The sequence below is a fragment of the Alteromonas sp. 76-1 genome, assembly GCF_900654235.1.
Lineage (GTDB): Bacteria > Pseudomonadota > Gammaproteobacteria > Enterobacterales > Alteromonadaceae > Alteromonas > Alteromonas naphthalenivorans.
In genome coordinates this window covers 1,857,006-1,874,152 of record NZ_LR136958.1, presented here as the reverse complement: position 1 = coordinate 1,874,152, position 17,147 = coordinate 1,857,006, and the positions used below count along the sequence as shown (strand labels likewise).

Annotated in this window: 10 protein-coding genes; 4 read left to right on the top strand and 6 right to left on the bottom strand. The window is 44.6% G+C overall.

Annotated features, from left to right (window positions below; translation table 11 throughout):
• Window positions 1–140: 140 nt before the first annotated feature.
• Window positions 141–1,334 carry a class I SAM-dependent rRNA methyltransferase gene (locus ALT761_RS07870; RefSeq protein WP_126872165.1) on the top strand — a complete coding sequence of 398 codons (1,194 nt, stop codon included), beginning with the start codon at window positions 141–143 and terminating at the stop codon, window positions 1,332–1,334.
• Window positions 1,335–1,526: 192 nt separating this feature from the next.
• Here the strand turns inward: ALT761_RS07870 and ALT761_RS07865 are convergent, their stop codons facing one another.
• From ALT761_RS07865 to ALT761_RS07840, 6 genes are all read right to left on the bottom strand, one after another.
• A complete protein-coding gene (locus tag ALT761_RS07865; protein ID WP_129737809.1) occupies window positions 1,527–1,781 on the bottom strand; it encodes a DUF2061 domain-containing protein in 255 nt (84 codons plus the stop codon).
• A gap of 417 nt (window positions 1,782–2,198) precedes the next feature.
• Window positions 2,199–2,501 carry a PilZ domain-containing protein gene (locus ALT761_RS07860; RefSeq protein ID WP_013784499.1) on the bottom strand — a complete coding sequence of 101 codons (303 nt, stop codon included), beginning with the start codon at window positions 2,499–2,501 and terminating at the stop codon, window positions 2,199–2,201.
• 158 nt (window positions 2,502–2,659) lie between these two features.
• Window positions 2,660–6,670 carry an ATP-dependent RNA helicase HrpA gene (hrpA, locus tag ALT761_RS07855; RefSeq protein ID WP_129737807.1) on the bottom strand — a complete coding sequence of 1,337 codons (4,011 nt, stop codon included), beginning with the start codon at window positions 6,668–6,670 and terminating at the stop codon, window positions 2,660–2,662.
• Between the two features lie 279 nt (window positions 6,671–6,949).
• Window positions 6,950–8,263, bottom strand: a complete 1,314-nt coding sequence (locus ALT761_RS07850; protein WP_129740590.1) for a Na+/H+ antiporter NhaC family protein — start codon at window positions 8,261–8,263, stop codon at window positions 6,950–6,952.
• 234 nt (window positions 8,264–8,497) lie between these two features.
• Window positions 8,498–9,694, bottom strand: coding sequence for a helix-turn-helix domain-containing protein (locus ALT761_RS20775; RefSeq protein ID WP_232043562.1), 1,197 nt, complete (start codon window positions 9,692–9,694; stop codon window positions 8,498–8,500).
• Window positions 9,694–10,632, bottom strand: a complete 939-nt coding sequence (locus tag ALT761_RS07840) for a GGDEF domain-containing protein (RefSeq protein WP_129737805.1) — start codon at window positions 10,630–10,632, stop codon at window positions 9,694–9,696. Before ALT761_RS07840 ends, ALT761_RS20775 begins: the two co-directional genes overlap by 1 nt.
• A gap of 398 nt (window positions 10,633–11,030) precedes the next feature.
• On the opposite strand from ALT761_RS07840, the gene ALT761_RS07835 reads away from it, so the two are divergent.
• The 3 genes from ALT761_RS07835 (at window position 11,031) to ALT761_RS07825 (ending at window position 17,120) form a co-directional block, all read left to right on the top strand.
• Window positions 11,031–13,736, top strand: coding sequence for a TonB-dependent receptor (locus ALT761_RS07835; RefSeq protein ID WP_129737803.1), 2,706 nt, complete (start codon window positions 11,031–11,033; stop codon window positions 13,734–13,736).
• Window positions 13,737–13,867: 131 nt separating this feature from the next.
• Complete coding sequence (locus ALT761_RS07830) at window positions 13,868–14,854, top strand: metallophosphoesterase (RefSeq protein ID WP_129737801.1); 987 nt, start codon at window positions 13,868–13,870, stop codon at window positions 14,852–14,854.
• Window positions 14,847–17,120 (top strand): phytase, encoded by a 2,274-nt coding sequence (locus ALT761_RS07825; protein ID WP_129737799.1) that lies wholly within the window; start codon window positions 14,847–14,849, stop codon window positions 17,118–17,120. Before ALT761_RS07830 ends, ALT761_RS07825 begins: the two co-directional genes overlap by 8 nt.
• Window positions 17,121–17,147: the final 27 nt, after the last annotated feature.

Genomic DNA, 17,147 nt, shown 5'->3' with positions numbered 1-17,147 from the left:
TCGCCCCGCCGCTTACGTGTGGTTGCAAAGGCCGTTCATTTGCTAAAGGCTTTTTATTTGGCTAAAGGCTTTTTTATAAGGCTAATGGCTTTCAATGCAATACCCACTTCCTAGCTAATTCAAGAAATAGAGTACGTTTCATGTCATCACAAGTTATTTTGCACCCTAATAGAGATAAATCCCTTCGTCGTCGCCATCCTTGGGTGTTTGAAAGCGCCGTGGCAGAATTAAAAGGTAGAGGGCGCAGTGGTGACACTGTTGATGTGTTCGATTCAGAAGGTGATTGGTTAGGTCGCGGCGCCTATTCACCTACTTCGCAAATTCGCGTGCGCATGTGGACATTTAGTAAAGAAGAAAGCATCGATAACGCGTTCTTTTTACGCCGTATGGAAATTGCGCTTAATTTGAGAATGCGTTTATTTGACCCAGAAGTCACCAATGCATTTCGCTGGATTGCATCTGAGAGTGATGGCCTTCCAGGTGTTACCATAGATTTGTACGACAACGTAGCCGTATTACAACTATTAAGCGCTGGGGCCGAGAAGCACCGAGATAAAATTGTGTGGGCAATAAACAAGTTAAAGCCCGGTACCCACGTTTACGAGCGAAGCGATGTTGATGTACGTAAAAAGGAAGGTTTAGAGCCAGTTACAGGTGTGGTGAGCGGCGAGCCACCTATGCAAGTTACCGTGAAAGAAAATGGGCTTTCTATCATTGTTGATATAGAGAACGGCCACAAAACAGGCTTTTATCTTGATCAACGAGATAGTCGTGCTGCCGCTGCACATTATGCCAAAGACGCTGACGTGCTTAATTGCTTTAGCTATACCGGCACCTTTTCTTGTTACGCACTACAAGGCGGTGCAAAATCGGTTACTAATGTGGATGTTTCTCAACCTGCACTTGACCTTGCTAAGCAGCATGTGGCGTTAAATGGTTTAGATGAAAGCAAAAGTCATTACGTTAAAAAAGATGTTTTTAAGCAGTTGCGTGAATACCACGAACGTAAAGAACAATTTGATATGGTTATCCTTGATCCGCCCAAATTTATCGACAACAAAGCATCACTCACCCGTGCTGCCCGCGGCTATAAAGATATAAACCTGTACGGAATTCATGCGGTGAGAAATGGTGGATTACTGCTTACTTTTAGCTGCTCTGGCTTAATGCCAGCCGATTTGTTTCAAAAAATTGTGGCTGATGCTGCATTGGATGCAGGAAGAACCATCAAAATTATTGCGCGACTTAACCAAGCCACCGATCATCCTGTGATAGGCAGTTATCCTGAAGGGTATTACTTGAAAGGTTTAGTTTGTGAAGTCACTGATTTGTAATTTCAGGCGTACTTTTACATCCAACGAAATACACGTCACAGACGAATAAATCGAATTAATACAGGGTTACTGTTTAATTCATTAAGCATAAAAAAACGTGGCGCTAAGGTTCTATTAAGTGTTATTGAACTTAACTCACCTTTAGCGCCACGTTCTTCGAAAATTCAAATAAGAGGCAAACTTAGCAAACGCTTATGATGCCAATGTCATCTCATTTGAAGCAAAAGCCTGCTCGGGACCACTACGTAGTTGCTGTTCGCTAGCTTGGTCATTAGGCTGGCTCTCAAACTTCTTCCAGACTCGCTCGTGAAAATAAAATACCACCGTATTCACAGCTGGCTCAACTAAGGCTACTGCCCCACCCACTACTGCACTACCTGTTAATAAATATGCCACTGTAAAAGCGACGGTGAAGTGCATACACGCAAAAGTGATTGTCTTTTTCATAATGATTGACCTAATAAGTTTGTCTCGAATCGTTAATGAGAATTATTATCGATTAGAGACGTTAAAGACAATTGATTTTTACGAAGGGCGCCATCGACTTATTCGATTTCAAAATTATGAAGGGCGTTACTTAGCAGGTTTAAAACAAGTCATATACGCGCAGTCATAATGTGAAGAAATAAGCTAGTGAGATAAGCCAACGAGATAAATCGGAGGCCATTAAAGCCCGTGAAACATACCGCCGGGGAAGTCTGCAAAATGATTGCCAATAATTTATCGATAACTAAATGTAATTAGCTATGGGTAGCGGTGAGAAAAAAAGGCTAGTCTGACTCAAGAGAAACTCAAGAGAGACTCACGAGAGACTTCGTGAGTCATTGTAATGAATATACTTAGGCTTGCGAAAACACTATCAGCCTATTTCATTTCTGTGATTTCAACCCCAATCAAACAGCTAGATTCCGTGTCTGGCTCACAGCGAACCACAGTAGCAATGGCTGCTAGTGAAGGCACTTGAGAGCTTGGAGAATCTATAGCAACGCTAACTTGCGTACCAATTTCTATCGAAGGTTCATCAACTTCTAAAGACATGCCTGTTGCACTTATATCTTTACACATTGCTTGCATAGTGCGGCTCGATTCATCATCAGTAACCTGTAACTGACAAGGCGAATTAACCATCATCCTGAAAAAATTTCGCTTATCGTCGTATCCCAACATTTCTACATCTCCACTACGTATTCAAACCACATGTTGCTCTACCTGTTATAGGGCGAGCTTGGCTGCTTGTCAATCAGCCTGACCAATAATTGTCCATTTATATTTAGAAAATTAGATTCTGTCATTTGGGAAATTAAACAAGCCGCTTAATTTCCCAGCTAGAAGTCAGCTAAAAACAGTGAGATACGCTTTGCCGATATGGGGTAAGCCGTACCTAATGCTTGGGCAAATAAAGACACCCTTAATTCTTCAATCATCCACCGCGTATCTAATAATGCTTCTGGTACTTTGCCTTTAGGGTATTTACCACATGCTTTTTCCCATTCACTTAGGGCTTTTTCAACGGTGAGTTGATGCATTCTGTCTTTATTCGGATCAATCGGTAGTTTTTCTAAACGACGAGACAAGCCTTTTATATATCGGTTCCAATCGTTAAGTCGTGCTTCACCTATATCCGATACAAACCCTGGGAATACCAAGCTAGAAAGATGCCCTTTGCAATCGCCCAATGCGTTTATCATGTTAAGGGGCACATTGCCTTTCATTTGCTTTTGGCATTGATGTGCGAGGGTTAAGCCCTGCTCTACCTGCTTGGCTATTTCTAATACTTTGTCGTTTATTTCAGCGCGCACTATATCTACGCAGGCATCGAAATCCGCTTTGCTACGAATATCTGTGTTGTGCTTTTCACAATATTCGCCCACCAGCGCATCTATACCGGCAAAAATACAATCATCAATAAGCGCTTTAATTTGCCCAAACGGATTAAAGTAAAGACCCAGCTTCGCTTTATTGGGTAACTTACTTTGCAAGTAATTTAGCGGGGACGGCATGGCGTTTTTAATCAACACGTTTACACCTTTTCGGTGCATTGATTGCGCTTTTTCTGGCTCGTCTATAAGCGCGATATCTACCTTGTCGCCCTTTTCTACTAAAGCGGGGAAAGCTTGTACTTCAAAGCCACCCATTTTTTGCGCAAAAGTAGTAGGCAGTGTGTCGAAATCCCAACTTTCAATACCACTACGCTCAAGCTCAGGCGTAGCCGCCTTTTCAAAGGTTTCTTTTACTTGCCCAGCACATTGCTGTTTAAGCGCGTGTAAATCGTCTGAGCGCGCAATGGTTTCGCCTTTATCGTTTACTACCGTAAAGTGCATGATCAGGTGTCTATCTAGCTGCGACAGATTCCATTCATCTTCTTCTACGGTAATACCGGTCATTTTACGAAGCTTGGCGGTAACCGCCTCTACAAGGCTTATGGGGCGGCCATTTTTATCCGTCTCGCTGATATCTGCAATGCAGGCATCCGCAAAGTTAGGCGCAGGCACAAAGTTGCGGCGTAAGCGCTTTGGCAAGGTTCTGATCATCGACACTATGCGTTCATGTCGTAGCCCTGCCACTTGCCAATCAAAGCCAATATTTTCCACTTGGTTGAGTACCGGCAAAGGAATAATCACGCTAACACCATCGTCATCCGCATTCGGCTCAAAATGATAACGAAGCCCCATGGTGATGTTGCCCTGTCGCCATGCATCCGGAAAGGCGTTCTCTATGGCTTGTCCAGGCTGTTGGCGATACACGTCATCCTCGGTAAAGGTAAGCACGTCGCTTATCTTTTCGGTACCAGACTTTTCGCCGCCCGCTTGCTTAACTAACGCTTCTTGGTTTTTATACCATTTCTTAAACGCGGCTTCGTTGTTCGCTTCTACCGGAATACGCGAGGCATAAAAACGGACTAATTCGTCGTCATCAACCAAAAGATCTCGGCGTCGGGTCTTTTGTTCAAACTCATCGGCTTGTTCTAATAAAGCTTGGTTCTCTTTCAAGAAACCAAAATTAAGCCGCGTATTACCTTCAACTAAGCCTTCCCGAATAAAGAGTTCGTGACATACCGGCGGGTCAATTAGGCTATACACTTTGGCTCGTTTCATCACTATAGGTAAACCAAACAAGGTCACTTTTTCAAACGCGATAACTGCACCGCGTTTTTTCGACCAATGGGGCTCAGAATAACTATGCTGACTAACATGCCCAGCTAAAGACTCTATCCACGCGGGGTCTATTTTTGCCACCATTCGGGCGAATAGCTTAGAGGTTTCAACGAGTTCAGCCGCCATTACCCATTTAGGTTGCGATTTAGAAAGCCCAGAACCTGGGAAAATCATAAAGCGGGTGTTGCGCGAGCCTAAGTATTCTCTGTCTTTATCTTTAAAGCCAATATGCGACAGTAACCCACTGGCAATGGCTTCGTGAATAGCTTGATAATCTGGCTCGTTTTTCACAATGCCAAAGCCCAGTTCGGCCACCGACTTTTTAAGTTGGCTAACAATATCTTGCCATTCGCGCATACGCAGATAATTAATAAATTGGCTCTTACACCACTTACGAAGATGGTTCTGGCTTAATTCATTTTGCTGCGCTTTAAACGCGTCCCACAGGTTATACAAACTAATAAAGTCTGAATCTTTATCGGTATATTCGCTGTGCTTTTCATCCGCCTGTTGACGTTTATCTTGTGGGCGTTCACGAGGGTCTTGAATAGATAGCCCCGCGGCAATTACCATGACTTCCATTAACGCATTGGTACGCTGCGCTTCAACCACCATACGGGCGTAGCGAGGATCGATAGGTAAACGGGCAATCTGTCTGCCCATTTTGGTAAGCTGCATACGGCCTTTTTGTTTCACGATGGCCTGAATTTCTTCTAGCAACCTAAAGCCGTCGTTGATGTTGCGGTTATCGGGTGGCTGAACAAACGGAAAATCAGCAATATCTCCTAACCCCAACGCAAGCATTTGCAAAATAACCGAGGCCAAATTAGTACGCAGTATTTCTGGGTCGGTAAATTCAGGGCGGCCAAGGTAATCATCTTCACTGTATAAACGAATACAAATACCATCGGAAACACGTCCACATCGCCCTGCCCGCTGATTCGCAGACGCTTGCGATATCGCTTCTATAGGCAACCGCTGTACTTTACTGCGAGCGCTGTAGCGTGAAATACGCGCCACACCTGGGTCGATAACATACTTAATGCCCGGCACAGTTAACGAGGTTTCTGCCACGTTGGTAGACAACACAATGCGCCTTCCGGTATGGGACTGGAAAATACGGTTTTGTTCTGCGGCGGAAAGCCTAGCATACAAAGGCACTATTTCAGTATTGCGGTATTGCCTGCGCATGAGCGCATCTTGAGTGTCGCGAATTTCACGCTCCCCACTTAAGAATACCAAAATATCGCCCGGTTTCTCGGTTAATAGCTCATCAACCGCCCCCACAATGGCGTCGGTTTGATCGGTATCGTTCTCGTTGTCTTCAGGGCTGTGATAACGAATTTCAACCGGATACGTACGTCCGCTCACTTCAATAATAGGCGCATTATTAAAGTGCTTCGAGAAACGTTCGGGGTCGATGGTAGCCGAGGTAATAATGAGTTTAAGTTCAGGGCGCTTGTCTAATAGCTGCCTTAAATAGCCCAGCAAGAAGTCGATGTTTAAGCTACGTTCGTGGGCTTCATCAATAATAATGGTGTCGTATTGATTCAAGAAACGGTCGTTTTGCATTTCTGCCAGCAACATACCGTCTGTCATCAGTTTTACGTAGCTTCGCTCGCTAACCTGATCGCTAAAACGAATCTTAAAGCCTACCTTTTCACCAAGCGGCGTGTTGAGCTCTTCAGCAATACGAGTTGCCACACTGCGAGCAGCCAATCGACGTGGCTGGGTATGCGCTATCATGCCACTGACACCACGGCCAAGCTCTAAACATATTTTCGGCAACTGGGTTGTCTTACCCGAGCCGGTTTCACCCGCTACAATCACCACCTGATTCGCTGCAATGGCAGCTTTAATATCGTCTTTTTTATCGCTAACCGGCAGTGGCGGATACGTCACTTCTGGCAAATTCTTTAGCCTGAAGGCACGCTTATCTTTTGATGCTTGAATATCGTTAACAAGCTTTTCATATCGATTGGCTAGTTTGCTTTGCGGGCTATCAGCAGCATCAGTTTGGTTATTATCCTTTACCTTTTCACCGCTATTTAGCTGTTTCGTGAACTGCTGAATACGCCGTTTTAACGGGAATTTATCCGCCGACAGACAATCATCGAGTTGTGCATAAAGCGGTTTAATTTGAAAAGCGACAGGCGACGAAGGCGCGTTAGGTGAAGACAATTTACCATCCTACTTTTTAATACGAACTGGGTGATACGAACTGTACTATTTGTATAATCTGTATAATTTGTACTATCTGTACTTGCGGTCTGTACTTACGAATTATAGCTGCGGTGCTTAATAGCAAAACGTGCTGTAAACCAATGTTGTAAAAACAACCTAAGCCGCAACTATACCAACCTATACGGCTAAACAGCGGAGAACGATCCTAGAAGAAGTGGCGCTAAATTTCCACCGTTAATCACGCTAGTTTGTTGCCTAGCTATTTTTGAGTTAGCGCTACTTCACAATAGCCGATGCTTCTGTTAACTCATCGTCATTTTTTTGTTCAAAGGTGGGAAAGTTGAACCAGATAGCCAACAAGCCAAACACGAAGATAAGCATGGGGTACCAGCAGTAAGGTGTAATGGCAAGCGGCGATATACCGACTACCGCAGCAGCACTTAATAACTGCGCCCCGTAAGGCACCAGCCCTTGAAAGCTACAAGAAAAAATATCGAGTAGTGATGCAGTACGGCGAGGATCTACTCCATACTTTTCATTTAAATCGCTCGCGATAGGGCCAGCAGTGACAATCGCAATGGTATTGTTGGCGGTAGTTATATCTAAAAAGCTGACTAAACCAGCAATACTAAACTCTGCGCCCTTTTTGCTAGTAACACGTTTAGTCAGTCGGTTAATCAGCCAGGTAATTCCACCGTTCGCATGCATCAAGGCCACAATCCCGCCAATGGTAATGGCTATCATGGCTAAGTCTTGCATCCATCCCATGCCTTTTTGAATGCTGTGCATCATGGTAAGCACGGTAAAGCTGCCTTGCAGCAAGCCAACCACGCAAGCACTTGCAATACCCACTGCCAAAACAGTGATAACGTTAAAGCCTGTTAGTGCAAAACCAATAATGAATAAATACGGCAATATGCGCCATACATCGTAATCTTTAGTTTCAATAAGCTCTGAGGTATCTACATCAACAAAGATTAACAGCAGTACCATGGTGGCCAAACAAGCTGGTAAGGCTACCATCAAGTTTGCACGAAATTTGTCTTTAAGCTGTACACCTTGGGTTCGAGTGGCCGCAATAGTGGTGTCTGATACAAATGACAAATTATCACCAAACATAGCGCCGCCTACTACCACGCCAAGGGCAAGCTCAACCGGTAAGCCTAAGCTGTTTGCCAGCCCCGCCCCAATGGGTGAAAGTGCGGTAATGGTCCCCATAGAGGTACCCATGGCAAACGAAATAAAGCAGCAAATCAAAAATAGCCCGGGCAATATCATGGCAGTAGGTACAAATTGTAGTGCCATATTTACCGTAGCGTCGCGCGCACCAATATCGATGGTGACCGCGTAGAAGGCGCCAGCAAGAAGAAATATCAGAACCAGTAAAATAATGTTTTTATCGCCGCCGCCTTTGCAGAACGTTTGTACTTTTTCTGAGAAACTTACCTTTTCGCCTTTAGGGTTTAGGCATAGCCCGTAACCTGCACTAATAAAAAACGCCACCAAAATAGGCATAGCGGTAATATCGTTAGTAATAAGGCCTGTAGCTACCACCAAAACAACAAATAATAAAATGGGCGTTAAACCCATTGGATTGGGCTTAGGTTGGCTACTTGAAATTGATTGCTGCACAGAAAACTCTACTTCTTTAAATCAGAATGGGCACGGCGTAAGGCCGACGATTATTGTATCTATAAGGCGCTTTACGTCTAAATAACTATAAACAAACGGGTTTAGGTTAGCGCGCTTACATTGGTAGACATTTAAACAATAATGTAAAAACGAGTGAAAGGATAAAAGGTTTTGCACCTAATGCAAAGCAAATTAACGGGCGCGCAGCTCACTTGGGGTCAAACCGGTTAATCGTTTTATCGTACGGCGAAAGTTAGGCAGGTCGGAAAAGGCCATTTGCGAGGCGCTTTGTTCGTTGTTCAGCTTTTTAAGCGCCAGCAATACGATGGCTTGTTGCCGCCGTGCTTCTTCGCTTAGCCCGCGGTACGTGTAGTTATGGTCGCTTAGCTTTCGTTTTAACGTTGCGGTACTGCACCCTAAATTTCTCGCTAAATCCGCTAAGCCTTTTTGAGGCTCTTGTAATGTCTGAATTCTTATATAATCGAGTAAGCTCAAATTTGGTGTGTCTTGAGGTGAAGCCGGGGTTTGCTGATATGCCAAACTACGCTGTGCCTCGCCTTGGATATCACCCTGGATATCGCCTTGGATATCACCCTGAACATCGCCTTGTATATCATCTTGAATATTGCCTTGAATATCGCCTTGAACATTGCCTTGAACATTGCCTGCTTTATCATCGGCAAACGGGAAAGCGGAAGTCATACAAGATTTGGGGAGGGTTATAGACATCAGGGGCGAATGAAAAGCAACCCGAAGTCCTAGGTAAGTTTCGAAATCTTGAACGTTGCGTGGTCTTTCTGAATCTATTGTAAAACTCAAAGGTAAACGGGTGCCAGTCCACTGCTTAAGTAAAGCCACCAGCATGGATAAATACAACTCGGCAATAAATGGCCAAAGCTTATGGGCACCTCTTTTTTCACACCCCATAGTGTCTTGTAACACCCAAATATATTTATCTTGTAGCGAAAAGCGCTTAAACGATACCAAGGGAATACTCCCCCACCGTATTGCTGTAAGTGCTTCAATGGCCTGCTCAAGGTTTTGGCTTCGTTTAATATTGGCTATATCTTCACGTAGCCATACCCCACCTAAACTTTTACCTATCAAAAAGCTAACGTCATTACCCTTGCACTGCCCTCTTACATTTGAAAATAAGGCTATACATTGTTTGGCACTAATACGCGTATTTACCGTAAGGCTATCGTCAAAAATGCCCGTACCACGAAGTATTCTGTCTTTACTTGCGCCGCGGGGAATGGCCACGTCCAGCACTGCATTTACAAGGTGATAGGCAGGTATCACTTTGTCTGACTGAGTCACTGGTGCTGGCGAAAGTGTTTGCACAGGCCTTTGAGTTGGCCCTGAAGTCACCACTGAGCTATCTATCACTATGCAGCGTTCCTGCTGCCATTTTTATTACTTTGGGCGCTGTTGCTGTCTTCAAGCTGAAGCAGCAAATGCTGCAAAGTATCGGTGAGCAATCCTTGTTGAGTAAGTGGCGCAACCACTGCGCGCGCACTGGTATAAATGGCGGCCGTGTCTTCTTTATAGCGAAACGCTACATGGCTAATACTGGCTCTAACTTCTTTTACAATATCTTGGGCTTCGGCTTCATTCACATTAGGCAGCAATAGCGCAAATCTATCGCCGGCATATCGACAAGCTAAATCTTGCTGTCTTAGGTTCATCACCACCAGTTGAGCGACTTCGTGCAAGTAGCGGTCGCCTTCGGCCTGCCCATAGCGCTGATTAAAATAAGAAAATTCATTAATATCGATAATGGCCACGTAGCCATCATTTCCCGATGCTTGCAATGCGGTAACCCGTGATTGCCAGTAATCGCCTCGATACAACTGGGTAATAGGATCTATTTCTTGGTGGTCTCGGTAGTCCCATTCTCGGCGCCGAAGCTGTAAATTGATTGCACGCTGTTCTAGATGCCATAGGTAGAGCGCCGCAGTCATGATAATCATGCCAATCGCGGCGGGTATCGACTCAATCATGCTGAGCCACAACGCGGAATCAGGGTAACGTAAAAACTCATCAAGTAAGTCGAGTGTCATTGAGAATAAGAAAAATACTAACCCCACAATTAACAGGCTAGTGACCTTACCTGGCGGCCGACTGGCCAATACGGCAACAATCCATCCTAGAGTCAGCAGTACTACACTGCCCTCACCCACGATGTCTAGGCCAGATATAATGGCGAGGGGCTTGGCGTTGCCAAAGGTCAGGCTCAAAGAGCTCGCCAGTGCAACCGTAGCAAAAGTAAAGAATAGCCAGCCTTTGTGATGACTGAACTGTGTGGCATTTCGTAAGGTAAACATGATGTCGCACTCTTATGGGTAGCAAACTGTACTTTTCCCGCGATTACCAAGCAATCGGGAACAAGCAGTAAAACAAGACTCAGGAAATATCCCATTTTTAATCTGATTGTCGAGGGTCAGTTTGGCTCATCAATGTGACAAATTAGTGGCAAGGCACCTTTGAAATTAAAAAAAGTATCAAAATACCTAAACTTATTAGCATGTTACTAGCAGGTCAATTTAGCTCATCTTTCTTCCATTCTGATCATATTCGCCATTTCTGCCGGTGTTGATAGCGTTCTCGTCATGTAATTGTCATATCCACTTTTTACCGTATTCGGCATCGAACCTTGATCATAAACATGGCTCATACACATTAATCATCAAACTACTTTGCACACATTGCTCACGGATTAAGAATGAAAATTAAAACCCGCTATTCTACATTACGCATTGCCTGTATTGCCGCCCTTGGCCTTTCACTGTCTCATCAAGCCTTAGCCGCTAATGGCGCAATTACCGGCACGCTCAACGACGCCGCAGAAGCGCGAGTGTACGTAGGCGCTAAAGTGAAACTTGTCGAGCTGAACTTAACCACAGAATCTCGACGCGACGGTAGCTTTCGCTTCTCGGGTGTACCTGCGGGTACCTATACCTTAGAAATTTCTTATTTAGGTGAAGAAACGGTCACGCAGAAAGTCACAGTAAGCGATGATGACACGGTACGCCCTACAATTGAGCTGGGTGAAGGTGACGAACTTGAAGAGTTACTCGTACTAGGTCAACGTAGTAGCCAAGCTAGCGCGATTAACCAACAGCGTGTATCTAACCGTATATCTAATGTGGTATCTGCCGATGCCATTGGGCAATTCCCCGACCAAAATGCCGCAGAATCGTTGCAACGTTTACCAGGTTTGTCGATAGAGCGCGACCAAGGCGAAGGCCGTTTTGTAGGCATTCGTGGTATCGACCCTAACTTAAACAACGTGACCATTAACGGCTTAAACATTCCTTCACCAGAATCTGGTGTACGTTCGGTGGCATTAGATGTTATCCCTTCAGAGCTAATTCAAACCCTTGAAGTGTCGAAGTCGGTTACCCCTGATATGGACGGCGACGCCATTGGCGGCTCTGTTGAAGTGACCAGTGTTAGTGCGTTCGACAAACAACAAGATACGGCGAGCATTACCGTACAAGGTAGCCAAAATGACTTACGTGACGAAGTCAGTCCTAAAGTGTCTGGCACCATTACAAAAAAATTAACGCCTGATTGGGGTATAGCTGCTGCCCTTTCATACTTTGACCGTGACTTCGGCTCTGACAACGTTGAAAGTAATGGCGATGATGAGGTAGAACAACGCCAGTACACCATTACTCGCGAACGTTTGGGTGGGGCAGTAAACCTTGATTACCGTCCAGACTTTAACAACCAGTATTATCTTCGCACTCTGTACAGTGAGTTTTCAGACGAAGAATACCGCTTAAGTAATACCTTCACCCTAGACGGTGAAGATTCGGAAATTGAGCGTGGCAGCAAAGACAGAAAAGAAACCCAAAGTATTTTTACAGTAGCCCTTGGTGGTGAACACCAGCTTCAAACATGGAAAGCTGACTGGCAACTTGGTTATGCTAAATCTGATGAAGATGAGCCAGACGCGCTCTACTATAATTTTGTAACTGAAAACGACAGTATTGATGCGAATCTGGCCACTATTCGGCCTGCCATCACTCAAAATGCGGATGCATTGGATTTATCAACGTACGAGCTTGATGAAATTTCGTTTGAAGATAACTATACCAAAGACACTGAAACCAGTTTCAAACTCGATTTGGCCCGCCCTGTAAACTTTGGCAGCTATTTGGGTGAATTAAAATTAGGCACAAAATATCGTAGCCGCGAAAAAGACCGCGACAGCAGCATATTCATTTACGATGGCGATTTTGACGGGATTAATCCTGCTGATTTCGGTGATGACTCACCAGAATATTCACTAGGCGATTTTGGTCCGGGCTTGTCTCGTTCTGGTATGCGTGATTATTTCAACACTAACCGTGCTGCACTAGAATTGGCCGAACTTGATTCAGAGATTGAATCTAATGGTGCTACTTATGTCAATGAAGAAGATATCTTTGCTGCTTACGTAATGGGTAGTGTTGATATTGATAAGCTTCATATTGTGGCTGGTGTACGCTACGAGCGCACTGATTTCAGTACCTCAGGCATGCGTGTTGAACTTATTGAAAATGAAGAAACGGATGTTGAAGACGTGGTTAACACGGTATGGGAAGCCGAGCGAGATTACGATCACTGGTTACCCAGCATCAACGCACGCTACGCATTTTCAGATAAACTTCAACTTCGCGCTGCGTATACGCAAACCATTTCACGCCCTAAGTTTGAAGATGTCGCTGCGTTTCAAATTATCGAAAGCAAAACTGAAGAAGATGACGGCGTTTTTGTTACCGAGCGAGAAGCCGAAGTGGGCAACCCAGAGCTTCAACCTTACGAAGCACAAAACTTTGATTTATCTATAGAGTATTACCCAGGTGATATTGGCGTACTGTCAGCCGGTTATTTCTACAAAGATATTGACAACTTTGTGGTGTATGCCGATGTTGCAGGTACCGAAGGTTGGGAAGACTACGATGAAGCCATTCAAGCCATTAACGGTGAAAGTGCCAGTTTACACGGGCTAGAATTGTCGTGGGTTAAAGCATTTAACAACGGCTTTATTATGTCGACCAATGCCACCTTCACCGATTCAGACGCCACCACATTCTTAGACGGTGAAAAGTTTGAAACTCAACTGCCTAACCAGTCAGACACCATTGGAAACCTCACCTTTGGTTACGAAGCCAACGACTTTAGCTTGCGCTTAGCCATGACCTATAAGAGTGAAAACTTTGAGGAAATTGATGGCGACATGCTGCGTTACGAAGATGAACATGCCCAGCTAGATTTCACTGCAAAGTATTTCATTAACGATGATATGCAGGTGTATTTCAACGCAATCAATATCAATAACGAGCCATTTTATAACTACTTCGATTCGCGCACGAATAATGCACAATTTGAAGAATATGGCCGTACGTTTGAGCTAGGTTTTACATGGCAAATGCGCTAACTAAGCGCATTATTTACCCCATATTTGTAAAACAAGATCTTACGTTTAAATATACGTTAAACCCTAAACGTCATACATAGGCGTTTAAAAAATGGGCGCGCTACAAGCGCGCCCTTATTAGAGATAAATTCATGCGCGTACTACTGCTTCTTTTTGCCTTTTTGTCACTTTCGTGCCAAGGGCAAATCACATCACACAATTACTACCAACAACACCACATTAATAATCTTGAAGGTCAAGATAATGCTTTTCACTTTTTAGTGGTGGGCGACTGGGGCCGCAATGGCCATTTTTATCAACGGGATGTCGCTAAATGGATGGACATTGCCAGCTACCAGCTTGATGCTGAATTCATCGCCACTACCGGCGATAATTTTTATGATAACGGGGTGGCGTCGGTTGAAGACCCTTACTGGCATACTTCATTTGAAGACATTTACCATCAGCCCCACTTATTTGTTGATTGGCACCCTGTGCTGGGCAACCATGATTATCGCGGCAATTGGCAAGCACAAATTGACTACAGTAAAGTGAGTCGACGTTGGGACATGCCCGCGCAGTATTATAGTAAAACGGTACAATTAGAAGATAATACCACTGCGCTTATTCTATTTATCGACACTAACCCGCTAAACCCAGATTACGCCACTGAAGCGAAATACCAAGAAGCCTATTCTCAAGGCTCAAAAAAGCAATTAGCGTGGATAAACACCATGCTTTCAAACAGCAATGCTAAATGGAACATTGTGATTGGCCATCACCCTCTGTATTCAAGTGGAAAACGTTATGGCACTACCAGCGCTATTAAAAATGTACTCGAGCCTATACTGCATCAGCACGGCGTAGATGCCTACATTGCTGGCCACGAACATGACTTGCAACATAACCAGTTACCCAATGACTCGCTGGTACATATTGTATCTGGTGGTGGTTCAGAAGTGCGCCCAGTAGGACATTACGACTTTACCCGTTTTGCTGAATCGACGGGGGGCTTTGTGGCGGTAAGTATGACTAATAACGAACTTGGATTTACCTTTATTAACCACAAAGGGGCCGTGATTTATCGCCATAAAGTACAAAAGACTAGCGCTGGAACAAAAGGAACTGGCAATGAATAAAGTAAAGAACCACCTTACAACATTTGCCATAAAAACAAGTCAATTCGCGTTTTGTTTGGCCGTTATGACAAGTGCGAATGCAGTTGCATCGAGCGTAGCCGACCTAACGCTAACAAAAACTGGCTCTAGTGTTTCTACTGACTTTGAAACTACATACAATTTAAACGGTAAGACGATAAGCGTAACCATTAGTGAAACCAATGGCTTAACCGTTTCTGATAACAAAAATATACTCGCGACGCAAAAAGGCCACTTTGTTGCAGCTGGAAGTTACTTAGTTACTGATGAGTTAGCGCATACTAACGGCACCTATATTCAAGCCTTAGTGTTTGATATTAACAGCCAACAAGTACGTAGCTACACAGTAGGTACTGACAATACGCCAAACCATACTGTTCGCATTACCCAAACATCAGCAACTGAAGTAAAAGACTCGGAAGCCTTGTGTAGTGCAAATATCGACAGCAAATTACAGTTCGTTAATATCGATGCGTTAGGCATGCTCACCCAGTACGTGGCGATACCCGATAAAAGCGATAGCACACTCACCGTTCATAATTTACGAACTCTGGCTATTGGCCCAGGCATAAAAAGTTGTGCGCTTGGGGTTAACTACAACGCTTCTGACATTTACGTGTCTGACTCAAAGTTTAATCGTTCAGCGGCACGTCACGCGGAACTTACCCTCTATTTAGCTGACGAGTACGCTGGCGTATGGGTCATGCCTGCAGATGAAGAGGCAGAAGTCGAGCGCACGCTTACCTTCAACCAGCCTGACACGCCGATAGAAGGTGTTGCTACGCTTAATGGGTTGGAGGCACTTAACTTGTTTTCCTCCAGCTCAGTTACAGACAGCACAGTTACAAACAGCCCAGGTACACAAAGCTCGCTTGCCGCGTGGGTAAGCCCAGAACACAACGGGCTTTGGCTGCACAATACCTGCGCCACAACCTTCTTTGGTTTTGATCAAGACATAGCCCCAGAAGATATCGCGCTGTCGGTAAAAAGCGATACGGTTTTCGCCAACATCTACGATGACAACTCAGGCAGCACCTTCACCACCGACATCACCCACGCCATAAACGCGCTGTACGCTTGCAATACAAACCAAGCATCTCTTAACAAGACACCCATGCTTAGCGATACGCTTAACAAGACACCCATAGTAAAAAACGAAAACCTCACTATCAAGACACCCATCACAAGCGATGACGTATCCACTAACAAGACACCCATGTTTTCCGCTATAGAACTGCAGCCTGTTTATGAAACCGATGTGGTGGAAAATTATGGTGATGCAGCCGATGATCCTGCTATTTGGGTAAACAAAAACAACCCGTCTAAAAGTTTGGTGATTGGCACTAACAAAAAAGGCAGCCTAAATACCTACAATTTACAAGGCGAGTTAGTTGCCTCACACAAGGTAGGGCGCGTAAATAACGTGGGCGTGGCATACGACTGGGCGCCACGACACGATATCGCGGTAGCAAGCAACCGAAGCAGCAACAGCATGTCAGTCTTTTTCATCGATAAGAAAACTGGCAAGCTAACCTTCAACACAAACATCCCTACCCCGCTAACCGATATTTATGGGCTGTGTGCATTTTCAAACAATAATCACACCCAAGTATTAGTGAATAGTACTGATGGACGGTACTTGCACTATCAGTTGAATAATTTGGAAGATGCTTCTCGCGTTTCTGCCACCCTAATTCACGACTTTGAATTGCCATCTCAGCCGGAAGGTTGCGTTGTAGACACTGATACACAAATTGCCTATTTGGGAGAAGAAGGCGCAGGCATATGGGCATTGGATATTTCTGAAGCCGAAACAATGCCTTCATCAACGCTTAGCAAAACTATTAACAAGACACCCATGCTTATTATTCCTATAAAAGCCCCGGTTACCGCTGACATCGAAGGTTTATCGTTATTCGATGTAGACGGTGTACGCTATTTAGTTGCTTCTAGCCAAGGCAATAATCAGTACGCTGTTTATGAAAGCAAGGCACCTTATAGTTTGGTGGGTATGATTAGCATTGGTGCAAATTATGGTAAAGGCATTGATGGCGTGTCGGAAACCGATGGTCTTGAAACCTCCAACGTCAACCTAGGCGGTCCCTTTAAAGGTGGGCTATTGGTGGTGCAAGATGGAAGAAACGTGATGCCTAGCCAGCGGCAAAACTTTAAGTTTGTAGCCGGGGACGACTTAGCTGATGCTATTCGCACTCACATAAGCACTTACGTAAGCACTCACTCTAGGTAATTAACTGCTCTCAATCATTTTTCATAG

Bases quoted from the DNA above. Each gene is read 5' to 3' on its own strand.
- ALT761_RS07835 (WP_129737803.1), top strand. From the start codon at position 11,031: ATGAAAATTAAAACCCGCTATTCTACATTACGCATTGCCTGTATTGCC.
- ALT761_RS07830 (WP_129737801.1), top strand. From the start codon at position 13,868: ATGCGCGTACTACTGCTTCTTTTTGCCTTTTTGTCACTTTCGTGCCAA.
- ALT761_RS07865 (WP_129737809.1), bottom strand. From the start codon at position 1,781: ATGAAAAAGACAATCACTTTTGCGTGTATGCACTTCACCGTCGCTTTT.
- ALT761_RS07840 (WP_129737805.1), bottom strand. From the start codon at position 10,632: ATGTTTACCTTACGAAATGCCACACAGTTCAGTCATCACAAAGGCTGG.
- ALT761_RS07825 (WP_129737799.1), top strand. From the start codon at position 14,847: ATGAATAAAGTAAAGAACCACCTTACAACATTTGCCATAAAAACAAGT.
- ALT761_RS07850 (WP_129740590.1), bottom strand. From the start codon at position 8,263: ATGGGTTTAACGCCCATTTTATTATTTGTTGTTTTGGTGGTAGCTACA.
- ALT761_RS07860 (WP_013784499.1), bottom strand. From the start codon at position 2,501: ATGTTGGGATACGACGATAAGCGAAATTTTTTCAGGATGATGGTTAAT.
- ALT761_RS07870 (WP_126872165.1), top strand. From the start codon at position 141: ATGTCATCACAAGTTATTTTGCACCCTAATAGAGATAAATCCCTTCGT.